Below are 20,878 nucleotides of genomic sequence, written 5' to 3'. Positions count from 1 at the left end.
GCGCGAGCCGGCGCCGGCCGCGCTCATGCCTGCGCCTCGACCCAGGCGCGCAGGCGCGGGTCGCGGATCTGCATCGTCTCGAACAAGCCGATCGCACGCAGCGCCGGCAATACCTCGCGGATGTGCCGTTGGGCCTGCGCGCGCGCCGCCGCGTCGGCCTGCGGGTCGGCGAGGGTGCGGGCATTGGCCAGGAACGCCGCGACCGAGCCTTTGCGCACGGTGGCGCCGCCGAGCACGGTGGTGTCGGCGCCGTCGGGAAGAATGTCGTGGGGACGCATGGCGGGGCTCCTCGGTTTTGGGGGCGGGAGCGCCAGCTTGGGCGCCGCGCCCCGGCTCTGCTACGTTGCCGCGGCCGATCTCCATCGCGTTGCGGCCAAACCGGAGGCCGACCTTGTCCGATCCTCATTCGCGCGGCCTCGCCGGACGCGATTCTTCCGCGTCCGCCGCCGCCTGGCTGAGCGCCGCGCAGGCCGACGCCGGCGACGGCCCGGCGGTGATCGCCGTGGTCCGCGACACGCCCGGCCCGCGCGCGACCGCACCGCACCGCCACGCCCGCGGCCAGTTGCTCGGCGCGCGGCGCGGTTTGCTGACCGTCGGCAGCGAGCGCGGCCGCTGGCTGGTGCCGCCGTCGGATGCGGTGTGGATTCCGCCGCAGGCCGAGCATTCGCTGCGCTCTCACGGTCCGCGCTTCGCCGGCTGGAGCCTGTATGTGGCCGCCGACGCCTGTGCGGCCCTGCCCACGCAGCCTTGCGGCCTGCGCGTGCCCGCGCTGCTGCGCGAGATCGTCGCCCGGCTCGGCGACGGCGCGGCCCCGTCGCCGGCGCGGACCCGCCTGATCGCGGTGGCGCTGGACGAAATCGCCGCCGCGGCCGCGGGCGCCGGTCGCCCCGGACTGCCGATGCCGACGGACCCGCGCCTGCTCAAGATCGCCCAGGCCCTGATCGAGAACCCGGCCGACCCGCGCGGCGCGGCCGACTGGGCGGCCTGGGCGCATCTGTCCGAGCGCAGCCTGCGCCGCCATTTCGCCCTCGAAACCGGCTACGGCCTGCGCCAATGGCGCCAGCGCGCCGGGCTGCTGAGCGCGGTCGAGCGGCTGGCGGCCGGCGCCGCGGTCACTGCGGTGGCCCTGGATTCGGGCTACGCCAGCGTCAGCGCCTTCGGCGCCATGTTCCGGCGCCACTTCGGGGTCAGTCCGACGGCCTATCTGGAGGCGATGGCGCCCGACGGCGCGGGCTGAGCCGTGCGGCGAGGCCGGCCGGTCCGTCCTCCCCCGCACCGAGACGGCGCGGCGCGGCCGGAGGCGCCTCGTGGCCGCGGGCCGGGCCAGCCGACCGCGACGGCGTTGCGACTTTTTTCGTCCGGCCCCTTGAAACCCGTCCGTCGCACCTCATCTAGCGACCAGTCCCGGCGCGTCCGGGCGCTTTCGTCCCCGGCGTTGGCACTCTCCGGTGGCGACTGCTAAAATTCCGGTTCTTTTCCCACCCATTCAAGCACTTACAGAGGGTTGCCATGAATCTCAAGCCGCTTTACGACCGCGTTGTGGTCAAGCCGATCGAAGCCGACGAAATCTCGGCCGGCGGCATCATCATCCCCGACGCCGCCAAGGAAAAGTCGACCAAGGGTGAAGTCGTCGCGATCGGCGAAGGCAAGGCCCTGGACAACGGCAGCCTGCGCGCGCCGAAGCTCAAGGTCGGCGACAAGGTCATCTACGGCCAGTACGCCGGCAGCACCTATAAGCAGGACGGCGTCGAATACAAGATCCTCAAGGAAGACGACGTTCTCGCGATCGTCGGCTGAGCGAGCCGGGATTCGGGATCGGAGATTCGGGATTCGCAAAGCGCGTGCGCTGCGTTCCCCTCCGTTCCCGTGTCCCGCCACTGATCCGCTCTTAGCCAATCCCGAATCCCCAATCTCAAATCCCGGAGTCAGCAACAATGGCTGCTAAAGAAATCCGTTTCGGTGAAGATGCCCGCGCCAAGATGGTGCGCGGCGTCAACGTGCTCGCCAATGCCGTCAAGGCCACCCTCGGTCCGAAGGGCCGCAACGTCGTGCTCGAGAAGAGCTTCGGTGCGCCGACGATCACCAAGGACGGCGTGTCCGTCGCCAAGGAGATCGAACTGGCCGACAAGTTCGAGAACATGGGCGCGCAGATGGTCAAGGAAGTCGCTTCCAAGACCTCCGACAACGCCGGCGACGGCACCACCACCGCGACCGTGCTGGCCCAGGCGCTGATCCGCGAAGGCATGAAGGCGGTCGCTGCCGGCATGAACCCGATGGACCTCAAGCGCGGCATCGACAAGGCCGTGACCGAAGCCGTCGGCGAGCTGAAGAAGCTGTCCAAGCCGTCCTCGACCTCGAAGGAAATCGCCCAGGTCGGCACCATCTCGGCCAACTCCGACGCCAACATCGGCGACCTGATCGCCCAGGCGATGGACAAGGTCGGCAAGGAAGGCGTGATCACCGTCGAAGACGGTTCGGGCCTGGAGAACGAGCTCGACGTCGTCGAGGGCATGCAGTTCGACCGCGGCTACCTGTCGCCGTACTTCATCAACAACCAGCAGTCGATGTCGGCCGAGCTGGACGACCCGTTCATCCTGCTGCACGACAAGAAGATCTCCAACGTCCGCGACCTGCTGCCGGTACTGGAAGGCGTGGCCAAGGCCGGTAAGCCGCTGCTGATCGTCGCCGAGGAAGTCGAAGGCGAAGCGCTGGCGACCCTGGTGGTCAACACCATCCGCGGCATCGTCAAGGTCTGCGCGGTCAAGGCCCCGGGCTTCGGCGACCGCCGCAAGGCGATGCTGGAAGACATGGCCGTCCTCACCGGCGGCACCGTGATCTCCGAAGAAGTCGGCCTGCAGCTCGAGAAGGCCACCATCAAGGACCTCGGCCGCGCCAAGAAGGTGCAGGTCTCCAAGGAGAACACCACCATCATCGATGGCGCGGGCGAAAGCTCGGGCATCGAAGCGCGCATCAAGCAGATCAAGGCGCAGATCGAAGAGACCTCTTCGGACTACGACCGCGAGAAGCTGCAGGAGCGCGTGGCCAAGCTGGCCGGCGGCGTTGCGGTCATCAAGGTCGGCGCCGCGACCGAAGTCGAAATGAAGGAAAAGAAGGCCCGCGTCGAAGACGCGCTGCACGCCACCCGCGCTGCCGTGGAAGAAGGCATCGTCCCGGGCGGCGGCGTCGCGCTGCTGCGCGCCAAGGCCGCGATCGCCGGCCTGAAGGGCGCCAACGAAGACCAGAACCACGGCATCGCCATCGCCCTGCGCGCGATGGAAGCGCCGCTGCGCGAGATCGTGACCAACGCCGGCGAAGAGCCGTCGGTCATCCTCAACAAGGTCATCGAAGGCAAGGGCGCGTTCGGCTACAACGCCGCCACCGGCGAGTACGTCGACATGCTCGAGGCCGGCATCCTGGACCCGACCAAGGTCACCCGCACCGCGCTGCAGAACGCCGCGTCGATCGCCGGTCTGATGATCACCACCGAAGCGATGGTCGCCGAACTGCCGAAGAAGGACGAGCCGGCGATGCCGGGCGCCGGCGGCATGGGCGGCATGGGCGGCATGGACTTCTGATCCACGCCCCACGTGCAGCGACACCGGGAACCCCGCCGCGAGGCGGGGTTCTTTTTTTTGCGGCGCCGTCGGGCGCGGCCCGCCCCGACGCGTTGCGGCGGCTACATCAGCTCGTCGAGCAGCGCGCGGTTGAACGGCGCCACGTAGGCGGCCATGTCCAGCACGGTGAAGCGCGCGGTGAGGTCGGAACGGGCGAACGGCTCGATCACGCCGACGCACCGGTCGCGCTGCCGGCGCGGCAGGAAGCGCAGGATCGGCACCAGGCGGCGATGGCCGATGGCCGCCCACAGTTCCACCGCATCCAGGCCGGCCATCCACTGCAGGAGCAGATCGTCGGCCAGGCCCAGCGCCGGATGGCCGCCGACCGTGCGCACGTCCTGTTGGCGAAGCTGGCGGATATGCCGGTGCCTGGACAGGCGGCTTTCGGACCGCGCGTAGCCGATGTCGCCGCTGGCCGGACCGTGGCTGGTCGGCACGTCCTTGGCGGCGGCGCCGAAGCCGAAGCCCGCCAGAAACTGCTGCTGCTCGCGCAGATCCTCGCTGGTCGTGCTGAGCGTGCGCATGCGCACCCCGCCGAGCAGGGTCTCGCAGGGGAAGAAATAGCCGAACCCGGCGAACACGCGCTCGTGCAGCGCCTGGTACTGGCTGCGCCGGCCGCCGCGCACCGCCAGCGCGGCGTCCACCGCTTCGACCAGTTCGGGCGCGACGTCCAGATCCTGGTCCGGGTCCAGCGTCACCGCCACCTTGGGGACGATCGTCTCCTCGACCAGATGGATCGCGGTGACTTCGCTGCGCTGCAGGCGCTCGAGGTCGCGGCGGAAATCCGCGCCCAGGCCGAAGCCGTTGACGCCGCCGCCGGCGTTGGCGTTGTGGATGCTGCGGGTATGCAACTCGTGCAGCACCCGGCTGGCGGTGGCGCTGAGGCGCCCGCGCGACGTGAACGAGACGCCGCCCGAATGCGGCGGCCGCTGCGGGTGCCGATAGACCGCCGGCGAGCGCGGCGAACGCGCGCCGAACACGCTGTCGCCCAGGTCGGCGCTGAAGCGCAGGCCGCGGTCGAGCCGGCGCGTGGCGAGCAGCGCCTGCACCGTCTCCAGCGGCAACGCGGCGAACTCGTCCGGAGTGCGCGCGTTGACCCCGGCCAGCCGGCCCTGCAACTGCGGCAGCAGATCCGGTGCGTCGGTCTCGTTCCTCAGCCCCCAACGCGCCTCGGCCGGGCGTGCCTCCGGTGCGGTCGGGCGCAAGGCGGGACGCGCTTGCGCCTGCGTCTTGGCCGCGGATTCCGCGCGTTTGGTCTGCGCCGGCCGGACCGTGAGTGTCTGGTCCTTGTCGATCGCTTGCGCGACCGTGGTCTCGGCCTCGAGCGTTGGATGCAGGCCGGCCCTGCCGAGGCGGAAGCGCTCGCCCGGCTGCATCCCGGCCTTGGCCGCGAGTTGCTCGCGGACCCGCAGCAGGCTGGTCTCCGGCGCCAGACGCAGGACGATGTCGCGGTCGGGTTCGCCGGCGAATGCGATGGTGACGAGCATGCGGACCTCTCGGGTGCGCGATGTGCGAAGCGCGGCGGCGCGCGGGACGAACGACGGTCAGTCGAGGCCGAGGACGAAGAAATGCACGTGCAGCGAGCCGATGCGCTGGCGCTCGGGATCGTCTTCGGCCTGCACCTGGATGCGTCCGAAGCGCTGCCCGGCTTCGCCCTCGCCGCGCACCACGCCGGGGTTGACCCGGACCCGCGCGCCGTCCGCCGCGTCCAGCGCTTGGCCGCCGCGGGTCTCGAACGGCCCGGCCTCCGCCGTCGCCGCGAAGCGTGGACGGTTGGCGGTGTAGACCCGCCCGCTGATCGGGTCGAGAAACTGGCGCACCGCCCAGGTCGAGATTTCGCAGCGCCACAGTTGCTGTAGCGCATCGCGATCGCGCGAATCGCTCAGCCATGCGCTCATCGGATCGACGACGATCAGGCGTTGGTCGCGTTGGAACCGGCTGACGGTGACGCTGCGCAAGCCCTGCGCGTCGGGCCGGTCGACCGCGTACAACCGGTCCACCACCGGTCCGGCGTCGGTGGCGACGCGGAAGCCGAAGCCGAGCGGCGAACGCGAACGGATCTGGATCGACAGCGCCGCGCCGCGGGTGACCGCGACCACGTTCGGAAACACACGGTCCGGCGCGATCTGCGGCAAGCGCGCGTCGGCGAGCATATGGACCTGCGCGCCGCGATTGCGGCGGCGGGCGTCGGCGTCCTCGGTGTTGAGGCCGAAGCGGACGAACAGTTGCTCGTGATCGCGCAGCCAATCGGCGGATCGGCCGTCGAGAGCGTGGGACGCGGCCATGGCCGGGCGCCTCAGAGGCGGTTGATCGAGAAGCGCTGGGTGGTGCCGCGCACACTGAATGCGGCGGTGTGGCCGTTGGGCGCGTAAGCCACCGAAGGGCCGTCGCGCCGGCCGCCGCCGATCGCGCCGACGCGCAGGCGCACGCGGTCGCCTATGTCCAGCGCTTTTCCGTGGAAACGCAGGGTGGCCAGATCCACGTTGCGGGTCTGGCCGGCCGGAAATGCGCTGGTCCTGTGCGCCTGACCGATCACCCGATCGCCTTCCACGCGCTGGACGACGAAACGCAGGGAGAACCACGCGTTGTTGGTGCAGGCGATGTGTTGGACGTGCAGCTCGGGCTGGCCGGACTCTGCGGGATTTCCGGACGGATGCATGAGGAGCGCCTCGGGTGCGGAGAAAGGATGGCCGGCTCGATACGGTTGAACGCCGCTGCGCGCCGGCTGTGAAGACGCCCGCCGTTCGCTCCCAGCGCGGCGGGCCTGCGCGCGTGCGCGCACGGAACGAAGCTCGCGCTAGGCCTCGGCGTGGCTGCCCCACGGACCTGGGCGGTCTCGTTCCGTGCCCGACGCCGACCGGTGGCGCGGACCGGACTGTGCGCCGGAGGGGCGGCGGTGGGCGTCGCCGGAGCGCAGCCGCGGCGATGGATGCCCGGGCCGTTCGCGATCGGGAGATTTACTCGCGCCCCGCGGGCCCCGGACAATGGCCTTCGCCCCCGTCCGGAATCCGCCATGTCCCGATCCCCCGCCGCCTGGCTCGCGCTCGGCCTCGCCGTCCTGCTCGGCAGCGGTTGCGCCGTGGTCAAGGTCAAGGAGCGCGCCTTCGGCGACGTCGCGGTGGAGCGCAATATCGATGCGCTCAGCGGCGGCCGCCTGAGCGCATCGGCGGCGAGCGTGCTGGGATCGGCCGGGCTGGACGCGGAGACCTGCGCGCGCGAGCCGGAGCCGTGCATCGGCCAACTGCGCACGCTGGCTGCGGTCGAGGATTGGCTGGCGGCCTCGGCGGAATTGCAGTTGTTGCGCATGAACGCCCTGCCGGCGTCGGTGACGCAGGCGGCGGAGAGCGCCGGGCTGGCGCGCAAGCCGGCCGCGCCGACGGCGGCCGCGGTGCCCGACGTGGCCGCCGATCCGCGCACCCGCGCCGCGATCGAGGCGGCGCGCTACGCCTACGCCTATCTGTTCCTGACCCCGCGCACGCCGGAGCAGCGCGTGTTCGAGGCGCGCCAGGAGCGGGTGCTGCGTTTCTACAACCGCGCCGTCGACGTGGTCGCCCAGGCCGCGTTCGAAGCCAGCCGCGGCCGGGTCGGCGCCAGCCCGGTACAGGTCGGCGGGTTGGAGCTGAGCGTCGCCCTGCACGGTTACGAATCCTCCGAGATCGAGCAGCAACCGGAGGCGTTGCTGGCTTCTGATACGCTGGGCTTCGACAACCTGCGTGCGGTCTATCGCCGCGACGGCTTCGGCACTTCGCTGGTCGCGGTGTTCCCGCGCCGCTCGGCGGCTGCGGGGCAGGGGCCTGCGGCCGCGAGCCTGCCTTATCGGGATACGCGCTACCTGCCGGTCACCGCGACCTTGCGTTTCGACGGCGACTCGCTCGATGCGGTGCTCGCCGACCGCAGCGCGCGCATGGACGTGTACAACCCGTTCCGGATCGAGAGCGAGACCATAGCCGGGCGCAGCGTGCCGCTGGCGGCCAACTACTCGGCCGCCTACGGCATCTGGCTGGCGCGTTCGGAACTGGCGCGGTTGAGCCTGTCCAGCCTGCTGCGGCCGAAGCAGGCGCGCGCGTTCTCGCCGCGGGTCTATCTCAACCAGCCCTACGATCCGGACAAGCGCGTGATCGTGCTGGTGCACGGACTGGCCAGCAGCCCGGAGGCCTGGGTCAACCTGGCCAACGAAGTGCTGGGCGACGAAACCCTGCGCCGCCACTACCAGTTGTGGCAGGTGTTCTATCCGACCAATCTGAGCATCCTCGGCAACCGCGCGGCGATCGAGTCGGCCTTGCAGCGCACCTTCGCCCACTACGATCCGCAGGGCGACGACGTCGCCAGCCGCGATGCGGTGCTGGTCGGGCACAGCATGGGCGGGGTCATCTCGCGCCTGCTGCTCAGCGACAGCGGCGACCAGGTGCGCGAAGCCAGCCTGAGCAACTTCGACGCCGCCACCGCGCAGCGCCTGCGCGAGGACCCGCTGGTGCGTGAGTTGACCGTGTTCCGGCCGATGCCGCAGTTCGGCCGCGCCGTGTTCCTGGCGTCGCCGCATCGCGGCGCGGTGGTCACCGACGGCTGGCCGCTGCGCATGGTGCGCAAGCTGATCCGGTTGCCGTTCGACGTGCTGCGCGACACCGCCGAACTGATCCAGCGCAGCCAAGTCGACCAGGACCAGTTGCAGAAGATCGGTTTCCGCAAGGGCCGTCCGCCGACCGGGCCGGACGATCTCAGTCCGCATTCCTTGTTCATGCGCAGCACCGCCGGCCTGAGCCTGGAACCCGGACTGCCGTTCCACACCGTCGTGGGTTGGCGCGATCCGACGGTGCCGCTGGCGCAGTCCAGCGACGGCGTGGTGCCTTACGCCAGCGCGCACCTGGACGGCGCCCAATCGGAGAAGGCGATCGTTTCCGGCCACAGCGTGCAGGAGACGCCGCAGGCGATATTGGAACTGCGCCGGATCCTGCGCATCGACCTGGCCGAGTACCGCCGCCGCGGCGGACGCTGAACGTCTGCGCCGCGGTCAGCGGCGCTGGCGCCAATAGGCGGCGCGCTCGGGGTCGTGGCGCTCGCTGTCCTGGTCGCCGTACAGCGCCAGCAAATGTTCGATGCTGCCGCGATGCCCGCCCTCGGCGGCGGCCAGCCACAGGCGTTCGGCTTCGTCGACGTCGCGCTCCACGCCGTCGCCGCGCACCAGCAGCGCCGCAAGATCGCTGCCGGCGATGTGCGCGCCGGCATAGCTGTCGTGTTCGGCGGCACGGCGCAGCCAGCGCGCGGCTTCGGCGCAGGCCGCGGCGCGGTCGGCGCCGGCGTGCGCGCCCAGGCGCAATGCGACCAGCCCGGCGCGATGCGCGCCGTCGCCGTCGCCGATCTCGGCGGCGCGCCGATAGTGGTCCAGCGCGCGCTCGTGGTCGATCGCGGTGCCGAGGCCGAACTCGTGCGCGTGACCGAGGTTGTACAGCGCATCCGGCTCGGCCTGAGCCGCGGCGCGCTCGAACAGGCGCAAGGCGCGTTCGGGGTCGGCGTCGCCGCCGATGCCGTTCTGCAGCAAATGACCGAGACGGATCTGCGCGCGCGCGTGATTCGGGGCGACCCGGTCGAGCAGGTGCTCGAGCCAGTCTCGGGCCAACGCCGGCGCCGGCGCGCCGCCGACGCCGTCGATCAGCATCGCCGCCAATTCGTCCATGGCATCGGCGCTGCCGTCGGCGGCGGCTGCGTCCGGCGACCAGCGCGCGTCGGCGGCGCCGAACAAGCGCGCGAGCAGGCCGGGGCGGCGTGCCGGTGGGTCGGCGGCGATGCCGGCCGCGCGCGCCATCCATCGCCGGGCCGCGACCGGATCGGCGGCCACGCCGTAGCCGTCGCGCAGTTCACGCGCCAAGCGCAACGCGGCGTCGCGGTCGCCGGCCGCATAGCGCTCGGCCAGCCACTCGACATGGCCGCGACGGCTGCCGTCGCGGCGCAGCCATTCGAAACCGTCGTCGTCGCTGCGCACCGCCTCGACGGCGTCGTCCGCGGACCAGGCGCGATACAGACGCTGTGCGATCTCCGACAGCTCGCTCCAGTCCAGCGGCCGCGCGACGCCGATCCAGGCGTAGCCGGAGTGCAGCGCGCTGCCGTCGGCACGCAGCACTTGCATGCGCTGGCGGCTGTAGCCCTCGTCTTCGTGCTCCGCGCCCGGCAGCTCGTCGGCGACGAGATAGCCGACCACGATGTCGGCGCCGTCGCGGTACAAGGCGGCCGCGAACACGCGATCGTGCGCGCAGGGCACGACTTCGCGGCCCAAGCGCAAGTCCCAGGCGCCGCGTCGTCCGCGGCCGTCGACTTCGCGCCGCAGCGCGATCAGGTGCGGGGGCGTGCGCCAGGCTTCGCCGCTCGCGTCCGCCGTTTCGCCCGGCCCGGTTTCGATCCAGGCCGCGAAGGCCGACAACTCGTCGTACACCGGCGGTATCAGTTCGCGGCCGTCGGCGTCGATCATGCCCAGGCCGCCGTCGCGACCGCCGGTGCGCACCACGTAGCGCAGCGCCTCGCGCTGCACCGGCGCGTCGGCGTCGTAGGTTTCGTGGTCGAGGTCGAGCGCGCGATAGGCCGCCGCGACGCACTCGCGTCCCGACCAGTCGAGCAGGCCGTAGCGGCCCTTGCGCCGCACCCGGATCGCCGTGCCCGCGGGCATGGCCTCGATCTCGTCCCATTCCGTCGCGACCCAGGCGCGGCCGTCGGCATGCAGCCAGCCGCATTGGCGGCCGCGCCGGGCCAGATAGGCGCGCGCGTCGCCGTTCCATTCCAACGCGTCGTACTGCGGTTCCAGCGCCGTCGCGCCGTCGCGGTCGATCAGGCCGAACCGGCCCTTGCGGCGCACCTCCACATAGCCCTCGCCGGTGAAGTCGCCGCCGGCGTCGTAGACCGGCGGCACGCACCAGTGTCCGGCGGTATCCAGATAGCCGACGCGCTCGCCGCTGCGAGCGCATGCCCGGCCGTGGCTGAAGCGGCCGATCGCCTGCGCCGGCGGCGACGCCGCCTCCGGCGCCAGCCGCCAGCCGCCGTCGTCCTGCAGCAGGCCGGCGCGTTCGCCGATCCGCACCGCGGCCAGGGCGCAGGGGGCGAGCGCCTGGAACTCGTCGACTTCGCTCAGCACCGGTTCCAGCAGCAGTCGCACGCGGCCGTCGGCATGGCGCTCCAGCAGGCCGTAACGGTCCTGGCGCGCGACCCAGTACAGTTCGCGCTGTTCATGGCCGGCGTCGAGGATGTCCTGCCATTGCGCGGGAATGAGCACTTCGCCGGGTTGCAGCCGGTCGTGCTCGTCGTGTTCGCCGCGCCGGCGCAGGCCGCGCAGACCGTCGGCCTCGAACAGGATGCGGTCGTGGCCCAGCGCGGCCTGGTCGGCGTAGTGGTCGTGTTCGAAAGCTTCGAACGCGATCCTGCGTGGCCGTTCGGGCTGGTCGAAGTAGGGATGGTCGAGGCCGCCGAAGCCGAACTGCCACAGCCACGAACTCCACTCGCCCGCATGCCACGCCGGGCCCTGGACTTCCAGCAGTTCGGCCACGCGCCCGGCGCGGTCGGCCGCGATCGCGTCCTGCAGTTCGCGCCAGAACGCGCCGCACTGCGCGGCCATGCGCTCGACGAAGCCGTCGATGTCGCCGTCGAGCCAGGACAGTTCGTCCAGATCGGCCGAGAACCACAGCGGCGCGTCGGGATCGGCGGCGCCGGCCCGGACCAGGGCCGCTTCTTCGTCCAGGTAGCGGCGGAACGCTTCGAACTGCAGCGCCAGTCCGGGGATGCGGTCCAGTTGAGGATGGCCGACGACGTAGCGTTCCAGCAGGGAGAAGCGATCGCGGGCGGCAGCCGCGTCGCCGATCAGATTGCCGGTGTCGGTGTCCAGGAACGGCAGCCGCTGCGCGACGTTGGCCGGCCCCTCGCGGCCGTCGGCGAGCAACAGCTGCCACAGCGGCGGGAAATGGTTCTTGGCCTCGGCGAACGGCCGGCCGCCGCCTTGTGCGGCCTCGGTTTCCGTGCACAGATACAGAAAGACCCGATTGCCCATGGACGCTCCCTGCTTGGCGGGGCGAGCAGGGTAAAGGATCGTCGCGCCGGCGGCGCGACCGCAATGGGCGAAGCGGCGAAGTGACGGACCGGTCGCAGCCGGCGGCGGCCGTGGTCGCGCATTGGCGGCGCCGGCTTCGGGCGCCGAGGACGCGGGAGCGGGAAGCGAATCCGGGCCGACCCGGTTGTTGCTCGTTCCTCGTTCCTGCGTCCTCGTTCCCGCAGCGCCGGTCCGCTACGGCATGGCCCGGTGCTGGTGTTGCTGCTGCGCCTGCGGGGTCTGCGATTGCTGCTGGTTCAGCGCATCGAGCTGGCGGAACGCGTCTTCGGTCGGCGGCGTCTGCTGCAACGACACGCCCACCCGCAGGTGCGAGGGGTTGGTCGGGTCGCCCTGGACCAGGAACGCGGTCTTGCCGATTTCCTTGGTGGTGGGGTCGACGCTGAGCACCAGGTGATCCGGGCTGGACAGGTGGTTGCGCTTGCTCTCCAGCGCCAGGCCGGCGGCCAGGCGTTCGGCGTCGCGTTCCGGCAGGCTGCCGCCGTGGCGCGCGTACTCGCCCTGCACCTTGTCGAGGATGCCGCGGAACAAGCGGTGATCCGGGTGTTCGGCGTGGCGCGGGTCGAGCTTGCCGTGCTCGTGCGCATGCGGGTCGCCCTGCAGCTCGTTGAGCGCGTCCAGCGGCGCGTTGCGGATGTTGACGTGGGTGTGGGTGGTCTTGGTGTGGTCGAAATGACCCAGCTTGGGCGGATTGCCGCTGGTGTCGTAGTAAGGCTGGCGACCGGCCGAATTGGCGCCCAGGTCGATGCCGTTCTGCTCCATCAGGCTTTCGTTGAGCTTGAGCTGGGTCATGTTGAGATGCACTTCCGGCTTGCCGCCCTTGGCGGTCTTGCCGTGCGCATGCTCGAGCTGGCTGATGAAGCTCATGTAGGACGCGCCGTAGTAGTTGGCGTAGTCCGAATTGCCGTTGTGACCCAGGCGCGCCTGCGCCGCCGGCATGTCGAAGTAGTACTTGCCCATCGACTTGACGTTGTCGTCGCTCATCTTCATCGACAGGTCCGCCTCGACGGTCAGCCCGGCCTTCAACGCGTAGTTGAAGTTCGGCGCGGTGCCGGTGCGGTCGATGAAATCGCCGGCGCGGCCGGGCGACTTGGCGTACACGTCGGCGAGGGTGGCCTTGGGATTGGTTTCGCGCACGTTGCCGACCAACGCGTTCCAACCGGCGATGTGGGCCTTGGCCTCGTTGTCGCGATCGGCCTGGATCACCTTGCCGACCGAGGCGGTGTAGTCGTGCTTGTCGGCGACGGTCTTGGACAGTGCGGTGGCTTCGGTGGCGAAGGTCTGGATCGCCTTGTCGCGATCGGTGCGGTAGAAGCCGTGCTGGACCTCGTGGCCGAGCACGAAGGTCATGTTGCCGGCGTCGTAGGTGCCGGCGGGCGCTTTCTCCAGGCCCTTGATCGGCAACAGCATGGCCTGTTCCTTGCCGTTGTAGGCGCCGCCCGCGTTGGGGTCGGTCAGCGGCTTGAACGACTTCAGGTGGCCGCCGGCGATGGCGTCGTCGAGCTGCTTGGACAGCGCGGGCGAGCCTTCGATGGTGGTTTTGAGATTGGCCGCGGCGTCGGCGCTGACGCCGGGCTGTTTGGCGAATTCGTCGAGCAGCTTCTGCAGCTCGGGACTGATCTTGGCGGGCATGACGGCCTCCTTGCCTTATTCGATGGTGAGCGTCTTGACGCAGTGGTGGCCGATCTTGGCCGGCGATTCGCTGGACTCGCCCTCGACGAAGATCTGCAGCGACAGACCGGTGCGGCTGAAATTCCAGTGGTCCAGGCGGCCGTGCTCGGCGTAGCTGGCATCGCCCTGGAAGCCCATGGTCTTGAGCTCGCGCGCGTAGTGGTCGAAATCCAGGCCGCAGACCGGAGTCATCGGCGCGTCCTGGCTGCCAGTGCGGGCGAAGTCGAAGATCAGCTTGTTCTTCTGTTCGCCGGCCGGGCGGGTGACGTAGAGGTTGTACGACCAGTCCGGGTTCAGCTGCGCGCCGGTGCCGAAGGAGCCGTCGCCGTTGGCGGCGAGCTGGACATCCAGGCCGGTGTGGCGGCGGACGTGGTCGGCGTTGAGGTCGGCATTGGACGTCAGGCTGCCGATCAGCTTGAGCATGCGGCGGCTGATGTCTTCGCCGGTGACTTGGGTTGTGCCGCTGGCGGCGGTGCTCATGGGGTCCTCCTTGATGGACGTCGATGTCGGGGCATGCGCGCAGGCGGCGATGGCCAAGCCCAAGGCCAGGACGTGGGCCGCGCGCGCGATGCGGGGGAAGCGGGAGCGGGGCATGGCGTCTCCTCCGTGTAACGCGAATCGCTCCGCGGATTACAGCAGGTGCGACACCTGATGAACGCTGGACACGCATGAGGCAGGACAGAGTTGCGACCGACGACACATTGCAACCGCAGCGTCGGCGCAGTCGCCGCGCAGTCGCCCTGTTCAGTTTTCCTGCGCGCGCGCCGCCGCGGTACCCGATCGGTGTTGCCGCCGGGTCGGGTGGCATCGATAACAGTCCCGCCGTTGCTGGCTTTCGAATCGGACGGCAGCAACGCCGGCGGCGCGTTTCAAATGAACTGGCAAGTTCTGTTTTGCAGTGCAGCGTGCAAAGCCGATAACGGTTCCTTCACGATCGCCCCGCATCCCGACGTGGGGGAGGGAGCAAGCCCGCAACCGGTTCTACCGGAAGCGGGCTTTTTATTTGCGCGGCCTTTTTGTCGTCGCGGCCGGCGCGGCGTTGCCGGCGCGCTGTGCGCACGGCGAGTCGACGGTTGCGCAGGCACGACGGCGGCGCGGGACGCATGCGCATCGCCCAGCGGCGCCGTCGTACCTGCGACGGCGTTCGCGCCAAGGACGCGGCCGGGCCGTCTGCGGCAGCGCACGCGCGTTGCGGCCGCGGGCCGCCTCGCAACGCGCATGGCGGCCACTGCCGGAGCCGCTGCAGCGGCATGCGATCATCGGCGCATGACCGCTTCTCCGCTGTCCGTTTCCATGTCCCTCGCCGCCGCCGACCCGCTGGCCGAACGCGCGCTGGCGCGCTTGCGCGCCGCATCCGCCGAGGCGCGCGCCGCGCTCGAGAATCCGCAGCTGGCCGCGCGGGTGGCGCGGGTCGCCGTCGTCAGCGACTTCGCCATCGACACCCTGGTGCGGCAGCCGGCCTTGTTGCTGGCGTTGGCCGCCGACGACGGCGCGGCCGAGCCGCCGCCGCCGGATCTGCCGCCCGACCACCGCAGCGACTGGGGCATGCGCCTGCGCCGCTATCGCGCCGCCGGATCGACCCGGCTGATCTGGCGCGACGCGCTGGGCCTGGACCGGGTCGAGGACACCCTGGCCGGCAGCACGGCCCTGGCCGAGCGCTGCCTGGACGCCGCCCTGCGCGCACTGGAGGACGAGTTCGCCCGCCAGCGCGGCACGGTCCGCACCCGCGACGGCGAAGCGGTGCGTTTGGTGGTGTTCGGCCTCGGCAAGCTCGGCGGCGGCGAACTCAATTTCAGTTCCGACGTCGATCTGGTCTACGCCTACGAGCACGACGGCAGCACCGAGTTCGACGGTCGCGACCCGGCGCGCGCGCTCGACGCCGAGGCCTATTTCGCCCGCCTGGGTCAGCAACTGGCGCGGCTGCTCGACGAGATCACCGGCGACGGCTTCTGTCATCGCGTCGACCTGCGCCTGCGCCCCTACGGCAATGCCGGCCGGGTGGCTTGGTCGTTCACCGCCATGGAGCAGTACTTCCAGCGCGAAGGCCGCGACTGGGAACGCTACGCCTGGCAGAAGGCGCGGCCGGTGGCCGGCGACATCGAGGCGGGCGAGCGCTTCCTGGCCGCGCTGCGCCCGTTCGTGTACCGGCGCTACCTGGACTTCGGCGCGCTCGACGGCCTGCGCGCGATGAAGGCGGCGATCAGCGCCGAAGTGGCGCGCAAGGAACTGGCCGACGACATCAAGCGCGGGCCGGGCGGCATCCGCGAGATCGAATTCCTGGTCCAGGCGCTGCAATTGATCCGCGGCGGCCGCGAACCGGAACTGCGCGGGCGCCGTCTGCAGCCGGCGCTGCGCGAGCTGGTCGGGCAACGCCAGATCGGCGAGGCGGCCGGCGCCGACCTGGCCGAGGCCTACCGCTTCCTGCGCCGCCTGGAGAATCGCCTGCAGATGCTGCGCGACGCGCAGACCCACGCCTTGCCCGCGACCGGCGAAGACCGCGCGCGCATCGCCGCCGGTCTGGACTATCCGGACTGGGAGGCGTTGCTGGCCGAGCTCGCCCATCACCGCGAACGCGTCACCGCCGAATTCGACGCGCTACTCGCGCCGCGCCGTCGCCGCGCCGCGCCCGATGCGTTGACCGCGTACTGGCGTGCGCTGCCGGAGGCCGGCGAGGCGGCGGTGCTCGACGAGGCAGGTTTCGAACCCGCCGCCGACGCCGATGCGGCGCTGCGCGATTTCGCCCGCAGCCCCGGCGTGCGCGGCCTGTCGGACGCGGCGCGGGTGCGCCTGGACCGGGTGCTGCCGGCGCTGCTGCACGGCGCGGCGGGTTCCAGCCAACCGATGCTCGCGTTGAAGCGCTTGCTCGCGCTGCTGCACAACGTCCTGCGCCGCAGCGCTTATCTGGCGCTGCTCGACGAACAACCGGCGGCGCTGACCCGGCTGGTCGAAGTGGTCTCGCGCAGCGCCTTGCTGGCCGAACGCCTGGCCTCGCATCCGTTGTTGCTCGACGAACTGCTCGATGCGCGGGTGGTCGGGCCCCTGCCGGGGCGCGAGGAGTTGCTGGCGGCCTGCGCCGAAGTCGACGGCGGCGACGACGCCGAGGCGACCTTGCAGGCGCTCAACGAAGTGCGGCAATCGCTGAGCTTCCGCATCGCCATGGCCCTGCGCGACGGCCGCCAGTCGGCCGAGGACAGCGCGCGCCAGCTGGCGTGGCTGGCCGACGGCGTGGTGATGCGCATCCTCGCCCTGGCGGAGAGCGAAATAGCCGCGGCGCACGGGCGCATTGCCGGCGGCCGCTTCGCCGTGCTCGGCTACGGCAGCCTGGGCGGCGAGGAACTCGGCTTCGGTTCCGACCTGGACCTGGTGTTCCTGTACGACGCGCCGCCGGTCGAAGGCGGCGCCTGGTCGGACGGCGCGCGCGCGCTGGACGCGCCGCGCTGGTTCGCGCGGCTGGCGCAGAAGATCGTCGCCCTGCTCGGTGCGGTGACCGCGGCCGGTCGCCTGTTCGACGTCGACGTGCGGCTGCGCCCGGACGGCGCCAAGGGCCTGCTGGTGTCGTCGCTGGCGAGCTTTTCCGAGTATCAGTTCGAACGCGCCTGGACCTGGGAGCATCAGGCCCTGGTGCGGGCGCGCTTCGTCGCCGGCGACGCCGGCCTGGGCGAGCGCTTCGAGGCGGTGCGCGCGCAAGCACTGGCGCGCCCGCGCGATCCGGCCAAGCTGCGCGAGGAGGTCGCGGCGATGCGCGCGCGCATGCGCGCCGAGCTCGACCGCAGCGACGCCGCGCATTTCGACCTCAAGCAGGGCGAGGGCGGCCTGGTCGATCTGGAGTTCCTGCTCCAGTACCGGGTGCTGGGCGATAGCGCGCGCGCGCCGGCCTTGCTGCGGCCGCGCGACACGCCCGGGCTGATCGCGGCCGCGTGCCGCGCCGACGGGCTGCCGCCCGCGCAGGCGCAGGCCCTGGCGGCGGCGCATGCGGTGCTGCTCGCGGCGGGACTGGAATGCACCCTCGACCGGCGCCCGCGCCGGGTCGCGCAGACCGAGGCGATCCGCGCCGCGCGCGCGGCGATCGATGCGGCCATGCGCGAGCAGGGGCTGCGCGCCGCAGCGCCGTAGCGGCGCCGGCGCCAGGCCGGCGCGGCCGAGAGCGCGTCGCCGCGCGCCGCGCTCAGTCCGGCAGTTGCAGCCGGCGCCGCACTTCGGCCGCGACCCGCGCGGTCTCGCGCAGCGGCGTCACCGGCCAGCTGCGCAGCGAGGCGTCGAACGGCCGCACCCGGCCCAGGCCGAGCAGGCTGTCGACGAAACGCCGCGGCCGGCCGTCGATGCGGTCGACGCCGTAAGCGAATACCGGCGCATGCGTGGCCGCGGCTTCCGACAGCATGTTGACCGAGTCGGCGGTGCAGACGATGCGGTCGGCCCAGCCGAGCAGGCCCGGATAAGGGTTGGCGCCTTCGCCGGGTTCGTACCAGGACACCCGCGGCAGCCGCGCCAGGCGTTCGCGCAGGCGTGCGCGAACCGGCGCCGGGGTGCGCCGCGAGGTGGTCGCCAGCAGACTGCCGCCCTCGCGTTCGAGCACCGCCTGCAACTGCCCGGCGAGGTCGTCGAAGGCGTCCTGGTCGAAATCGGCGTGGGCGCTGGAGCCGCCGAGCAGCAGCGCGGTGCGCGGCCCGGGCAGGGCGCCGAAGGCGGGGAAGGTCTTGCGCGCGCCGGCCAGCCACAGGTCGTCGACCGGGTTCAGGCTGCCCAGCAGGGTCACCACGTTGGCCCCGCGCAGACCGTCGTGTTCGGGCGCGACCACCAGATCCCAGAACTGCGGGTCCAGTCGCGGATCGAGAATCTGCACCGCGGCGCAGTGAGCGCTGCGCAGCAGCCGGGTCGCCAGCGCGGCTTGGCGGCCGCAGCCGATCGCCAGGCGCGGCGGGGCCGCCAGCGCCTGGGCGAAGGCCGGGCCGAAGGCCTGTTGCGCGCCGGGCAGGCGCCGCGGCGCCAGCCAGCGCCAGGGCGCGCGCGGGCTCAGGGTCCAGTCGGCTGCGGCGCGGCCCAGGGCCAGGGCCAGGGCGTTGGCCTGGCGCTGATTGCCGGCGCGGCCGTCGGTCAGGACCCAAGTTGCAGCAGTGGAGCTAGTTTTCGCAGGAAAGCCGTTTTGTTGCACGGTTGCAGTTAATCCGTTCCGAAGGTGTCGGTTCTGCGGTCGGATCGAGACTCTACACTTCCCCTCCCGATCACATGCCGAGCCTGGCAGCCTCACGGAGAAAACGATGTCCCGGATCTTGACCGACGACGCGCTCGATCAGCTGTTCCGCACCGCCCGTACCCATAACGAGCTCGGCGGCGAGGTCAGCGACGAGACCCTGCGCCAGCTCTACGACCTGGTGAAGTGGGCGCCGACCAGCGCCAACGGGTCGCCGGCGCGGTTCGTGTTCGTCAAGTCGGCGCAGGCCAAGGAGAAGCTGCGCCCGGCCCTGTCCGAGGGCAACCTGGCCAAGACCCTGGCCGCGCCGGTCACGGTCATCGTCGGCCACGACCTGGAGTTCTACGAAAAGCTGCCCTACCTGTTCCCGCATGCCGACGCGCGCAGCTGGTTCGCCGGCAACGACGAGTCGATCCGCACCACCGCGTTCCGCAACGGCAGCCTGCAGGGCGCCTACCTGATCCTGGCCGCGCGCGCGCTGGGCCTGGACACCGGCCCGATGTCGGGCTTCGACAATGCCAAGGTCGACGAGGCCTTCTTCGCCGGCACCCAGATCAAGTCCAACTTCCTGATCAACCTCGGCGTCGGCCAACCCGAGAAGCTGTTCCCGCGTTCGCCGCGCCTGCCCTTCGACGAAGCCGCGCGCATCGACTGAGGCCGTTCCGCCGCTGTTTTTCCCGCCGTTCCCCCGCCGTTCCTTCCTGTCCGCCGTTTCGAGGAGACCACCCATGAAGCGCATCCTGCTCGCCGCCGTCCTTGGCTTCGCTTTCGCCGGCGCCGCCGTCGCCGCCCCGCTGACCTACAAGATCGACCCCAACCACACCGACGTCGTCGCCGGCTGGAGCCATTTCGGCTTCTCCCACCCGGTCGCCCATTTCGGCAAGGTCGACGGCAGCATCACCTACGATCCGGCCAAGCCGGCCGCGTCCTCGGTGCAGGTGACCATCCCGCTGGACGGCCTGAACTCGCACGTGCCGGACTTCGACGAGCACCTCAAGAGCGCCGACTTCTTCGATGCCGAGAAGTACCCGACCATCACCTTCAAGAGCACCAAGGTCGAGGCCGCGGGCGAGAAGAAGCTCAAGGTCACCGGCGAGCTGACCGTGCACGGCGTGACCAAGCCGGCGGTGCTGGACGTGACCATCAACAAGATCGGCGAGCAGCCGATGGCCAAGCGCGCCGCGGCCGGCTTCGACGCCACCACCACCCTCAAGCGCAGCGACTTCGGCCTCGGCAAGTACGCGCCGAACGTCAGCGACGAAGTCAGCATCCGCATCACCACCGAAGCGCTGGTGCCGAAGCAGTAATAAACTGCGCGGCATGATCATCGAACGTCCATCCGCCGCCCGCGGTCTGCTGCAGGCGGACCAGTGCGAGAGCCGCCACGCGTTTTCCTTCGGCGGTTACTACGACCCGGCCTGGATGGGCTTCGGTGCGTTGCGAGTGGTGCACGAAGCCCGCGTCGGTCCCGACGCGGGCTTCGAACCGCACCGCTACGCCAACATGGACATTCTCAGCCTCGTGCTGAGCGGCGCGCTGGCCCACCCGGAACTGGACGGCGGCGGCGCGGTGCAGGCCGGGCAATGGCAGTGGATCGGCGCCGGCCACGGCCTGGCCCACGGCGCGCGTAATGCTTCGGCCGAACAGCCGCTGCACTTTCTGCAGTTCTGGATCCAGCCCGACCGGCTCAATGCGCGCCCGGCCTGCGTCCGCGCGACGCCGGCCGCGGCCGGCGAGGGCGAATGGAGTCTGCTGGCTTCGCGCGACGGCGCCGACGGCGGCCTGCCGGTGCGCCAGGACCTGCGCCTGTACTCGCTGCGTCTGGGCCGCGACGGCCGTGCCGACTGCCCGCTCGCCCCCGGCCGCAGCTATTGGCTGCAGGTGGTGCGCGGCCAGGTCGAGGCCAACGGGCGCCGGCTCGAGGCCGGCGACGCCCTCGGCCTGCACGGCGAATCCGGCGCGCTGGCTCTGGCCGGGCGCGGCGAAACGGCGGCCGAACTGCTCTGGTTCGACCTGCCGCCGCTGGCCTGAGCGGTCCGGGCCGGCCGCGTGCAGCGGCGCGGGGCCGCACGCTGGTAAACTGCCCACCCCGCGTCGCCACCCGTCGTTTCCCATGACCACCGCAGCCAACGCCCATCCCACCCAGGCCAACGCCGACCAGCGTTACACCGTCACCCGGGCGGACCTGCCGCTGAGCTGCCCGCTGCCGTCGATGGCGCTGTGGAACTCGCATCCGCGCGTGTACCTGCCGATCGAGGCCGAGCGCGAATGCCAGTGCCCGTACTGCGGCGCGCATTTCACCCTGGTCGACGACTGATCGTCCGC

17 protein-coding genes are annotated in these 20,878 nt (G+C 71.2%); 9 read left to right on the top strand and 8 right to left on the bottom strand.

Translation table 11 applies throughout. The features are described from left to right. Positions 1–23 precede the first annotated feature (23 nt). The gene (locus V2J18_RS18755) at positions 24–278 is read right to left on the bottom strand and encodes a hypothetical protein (RefSeq protein WP_064747157.1); all 255 of its coding nucleotides are present in this window, start codon (positions 276–278) and stop codon (positions 24–26) included. Between the two features lie 113 nt (positions 279–391). Between V2J18_RS18755 and V2J18_RS18750 the strand changes: the two genes are divergently transcribed. From V2J18_RS18750 to groL, 3 genes are all read left to right on the top strand, one after another. After that, complete coding sequence (locus V2J18_RS18750; protein WP_336132570.1) at positions 392–1,237, top strand: AraC family transcriptional regulator; 846 nt, start codon at positions 392–394, stop codon at positions 1,235–1,237. A gap of 272 nt (positions 1,238–1,509) precedes the next feature. Further along, a complete protein-coding gene (locus tag V2J18_RS18745; RefSeq protein WP_064747159.1) occupies positions 1,510–1,797 on the top strand; it encodes a co-chaperone GroES in 288 nt (95 codons plus the stop codon). Positions 1,798–1,934: 137 nt separating this feature from the next. Beyond that, complete coding sequence (gene groL / locus V2J18_RS18740; protein ID WP_064747161.1) at positions 1,935–3,575, top strand: chaperonin GroEL; 1,641 nt, start codon at positions 1,935–1,937, stop codon at positions 3,573–3,575. Positions 3,576–3,676: 101 nt separating this feature from the next. Here groL and V2J18_RS18735 read toward each other — a convergent pair whose 3' ends face one another. The 3 genes from V2J18_RS18735 to V2J18_RS18725 are packed head-to-tail and all read right to left on the bottom strand — an operon-like array spanning position 3,677 to position 6,273. After that, the gene (locus V2J18_RS18735) at positions 3,677–5,101 is read right to left on the bottom strand and encodes a hypothetical protein (RefSeq protein ID WP_064747163.1); all 1,425 of its coding nucleotides are present in this window, start codon (positions 5,099–5,101) and stop codon (positions 3,677–3,679) included. Positions 5,102–5,158: 57 nt separating this feature from the next. Beyond that, positions 5,159–5,899 carry a hypothetical protein gene (locus V2J18_RS18730; protein WP_336132569.1) on the bottom strand — a complete coding sequence of 247 codons (741 nt, stop codon included), beginning with the start codon at positions 5,897–5,899 and terminating at the stop codon, positions 5,159–5,161. Between the two features lie 11 nt (positions 5,900–5,910). After that, positions 5,911–6,273, bottom strand: a complete 363-nt coding sequence (locus V2J18_RS18725) for a hypothetical protein (protein WP_064747165.1) — start codon at positions 6,271–6,273, stop codon at positions 5,911–5,913. A gap of 354 nt (positions 6,274–6,627) precedes the next feature. On the opposite strand from V2J18_RS18725, the gene V2J18_RS18720 reads away from it, so the two are divergent. Beyond that, positions 6,628–8,607: an esterase/lipase family protein gene (locus V2J18_RS18720; protein WP_336132568.1), complete on the top strand. Its 1,980-nt coding sequence runs from the start codon at positions 6,628–6,630 to the stop codon at positions 8,605–8,607. A gap of 15 nt (positions 8,608–8,622) precedes the next feature. On the opposite strand, the gene V2J18_RS18715 is transcribed toward V2J18_RS18720, so the two are convergent. The 3 genes from V2J18_RS18715 to V2J18_RS18705 form a co-directional block, all read right to left on the bottom strand. After that, positions 8,623–11,637 (bottom strand): SEL1-like repeat protein, encoded by a 3,015-nt coding sequence (locus V2J18_RS18715; RefSeq protein ID WP_064747167.1) that lies wholly within the window; start codon positions 11,635–11,637, stop codon positions 8,623–8,625. A gap of 234 nt (positions 11,638–11,871) precedes the next feature. After that, positions 11,872–13,326: an XVIPCD domain-containing protein gene (locus V2J18_RS18710; protein WP_064747168.1), complete on the bottom strand. Its 1,455-nt coding sequence runs from the start codon at positions 13,324–13,326 to the stop codon at positions 11,872–11,874. Positions 13,327–13,341: 15 nt separating this feature from the next. Further along, entirely contained in the window at positions 13,342–13,845 is a 504-nt protein-coding gene (locus V2J18_RS18705) for a hypothetical protein (protein WP_141233400.1), read from the bottom strand. A 786-nt stretch (positions 13,846–14,631) separates the two neighbouring features. On the opposite strand from V2J18_RS18705, the gene glnE reads away from it, so the two are divergent. Continuing rightward, complete coding sequence (gene glnE / locus V2J18_RS18700; protein WP_336132567.1) at positions 14,632–17,478, top strand: bifunctional [glutamate--ammonia ligase]-adenylyl-L-tyrosine phosphorylase/[glutamate--ammonia-ligase] adenylyltransferase; 2,847 nt, start codon at positions 14,632–14,634, stop codon at positions 17,476–17,478. A gap of 52 nt (positions 17,479–17,530) precedes the next feature. On the opposite strand, the gene V2J18_RS18695 is transcribed toward glnE, so the two are convergent. After that, positions 17,531–18,514: a mitochondrial fission ELM1 family protein gene (locus tag V2J18_RS18695; protein WP_336132566.1), complete on the bottom strand. Its 984-nt coding sequence runs from the start codon at positions 18,512–18,514 to the stop codon at positions 17,531–17,533. Between the two features lie 106 nt (positions 18,515–18,620). Here V2J18_RS18695 and V2J18_RS18690 point away from each other — a divergent pair, with 106 nt between their 5' ends. The 4 genes from V2J18_RS18690 (at position 18,621) to V2J18_RS18675 (ending at position 20,870) form a co-directional block, all read left to right on the top strand. Further along, positions 18,621–19,208 carry a malonic semialdehyde reductase gene (locus V2J18_RS18690; protein WP_064747172.1) on the top strand — a complete coding sequence of 196 codons (588 nt, stop codon included), beginning with the start codon at positions 18,621–18,623 and terminating at the stop codon, positions 19,206–19,208. Positions 19,209–19,281: 73 nt separating this feature from the next. Next, on the top strand, positions 19,282–19,860 hold the full coding sequence (locus V2J18_RS18685) for a YceI family protein (protein WP_064747173.1): 579 nt from the start codon (positions 19,282–19,284) through the stop codon (positions 19,858–19,860). A 13-nt stretch (positions 19,861–19,873) separates the two neighbouring features. After that, positions 19,874–20,584, top strand: a complete 711-nt coding sequence (locus tag V2J18_RS18680; RefSeq protein ID WP_064747174.1) for a pirin family protein — start codon at positions 19,874–19,876, stop codon at positions 20,582–20,584. Positions 20,585–20,666: 82 nt separating this feature from the next. Continuing rightward, positions 20,667–20,870 carry a zinc-finger domain-containing protein gene (locus V2J18_RS18675; protein ID WP_064747175.1) on the top strand — a complete coding sequence of 68 codons (204 nt, stop codon included), beginning with the start codon at positions 20,667–20,669 and terminating at the stop codon, positions 20,868–20,870. The last annotated feature ends 8 nt before the right edge of the window (positions 20,871–20,878 follow it).

This window comes from Lysobacter firmicutimachus (assembly GCF_037027445.1).
Taxonomy (GTDB): domain Bacteria; phylum Pseudomonadota; class Gammaproteobacteria; order Xanthomonadales; family Xanthomonadaceae; genus Lysobacter; species Lysobacter firmicutimachus.
Note: the sequence above shows the minus strand (reverse complement) of the source record. Positions and strands in the feature narration are given on the sequence as shown.

What these genes read in the sequence shown, in the direction of transcription:
- V2J18_RS18685 (WP_064747173.1), top strand. Translation starts at nt 19,282, where the DNA reads ATGAAGCGCATCCTGCTCGCCGCCGTCCTTGGCTTCGCTTTCGCCGGC.
- V2J18_RS18710 (WP_064747168.1), bottom strand. Translation starts at nt 13,326, where the DNA reads ATGCCCGCCAAGATCAGTCCCGAGCTGCAGAAGCTGCTCGACGAATTC.
- V2J18_RS18745 (WP_064747159.1), top strand. Translation starts at nt 1,510, where the DNA reads ATGAATCTCAAGCCGCTTTACGACCGCGTTGTGGTCAAGCCGATCGAA.
- V2J18_RS18680 (WP_064747174.1), top strand. Translation starts at nt 19,874, where the DNA reads ATGATCATCGAACGTCCATCCGCCGCCCGCGGTCTGCTGCAGGCGGAC.
- V2J18_RS18690 (WP_064747172.1), top strand. Translation starts at nt 18,621, where the DNA reads ATGTCCCGGATCTTGACCGACGACGCGCTCGATCAGCTGTTCCGCACC.
- glnE (WP_336132567.1), top strand. Translation starts at nt 14,632, where the DNA reads ATGACCGCTTCTCCGCTGTCCGTTTCCATGTCCCTCGCCGCCGCCGAC.
- V2J18_RS18705 (WP_141233400.1), bottom strand. Translation starts at nt 13,845, where the DNA reads ATGAGCACCGCCGCCAGCGGCACAACCCAAGTCACCGGCGAAGACATC.
- V2J18_RS18730 (WP_336132569.1), bottom strand. Translation starts at nt 5,899, where the DNA reads ATGGCCGCGTCCCACGCTCTCGACGGCCGATCCGCCGATTGGCTGCGC.
- V2J18_RS18715 (WP_064747167.1), bottom strand. Translation starts at nt 11,637, where the DNA reads ATGGGCAATCGGGTCTTTCTGTATCTGTGCACGGAAACCGAGGCCGCA.
- V2J18_RS18755 (WP_064747157.1), bottom strand. Translation starts at nt 278, where the DNA reads ATGCGTCCCCACGACATTCTTCCCGACGGCGCCGACACCACCGTGCTC.
- V2J18_RS18725 (WP_064747165.1), bottom strand. Translation starts at nt 6,273, where the DNA reads ATGCATCCGTCCGGAAATCCCGCAGAGTCCGGCCAGCCCGAGCTGCAC.
- V2J18_RS18675 (WP_064747175.1), top strand. Translation starts at nt 20,667, where the DNA reads ATGACCACCGCAGCCAACGCCCATCCCACCCAGGCCAACGCCGACCAG.
- groL (WP_064747161.1), top strand. Translation starts at nt 1,935, where the DNA reads ATGGCTGCTAAAGAAATCCGTTTCGGTGAAGATGCCCGCGCCAAGATG.
- V2J18_RS18735 (WP_064747163.1), bottom strand. Translation starts at nt 5,101, where the DNA reads ATGCTCGTCACCATCGCATTCGCCGGCGAACCCGACCGCGACATCGTC.
- V2J18_RS18720 (WP_336132568.1), top strand. Translation starts at nt 6,628, where the DNA reads ATGTCCCGATCCCCCGCCGCCTGGCTCGCGCTCGGCCTCGCCGTCCTG.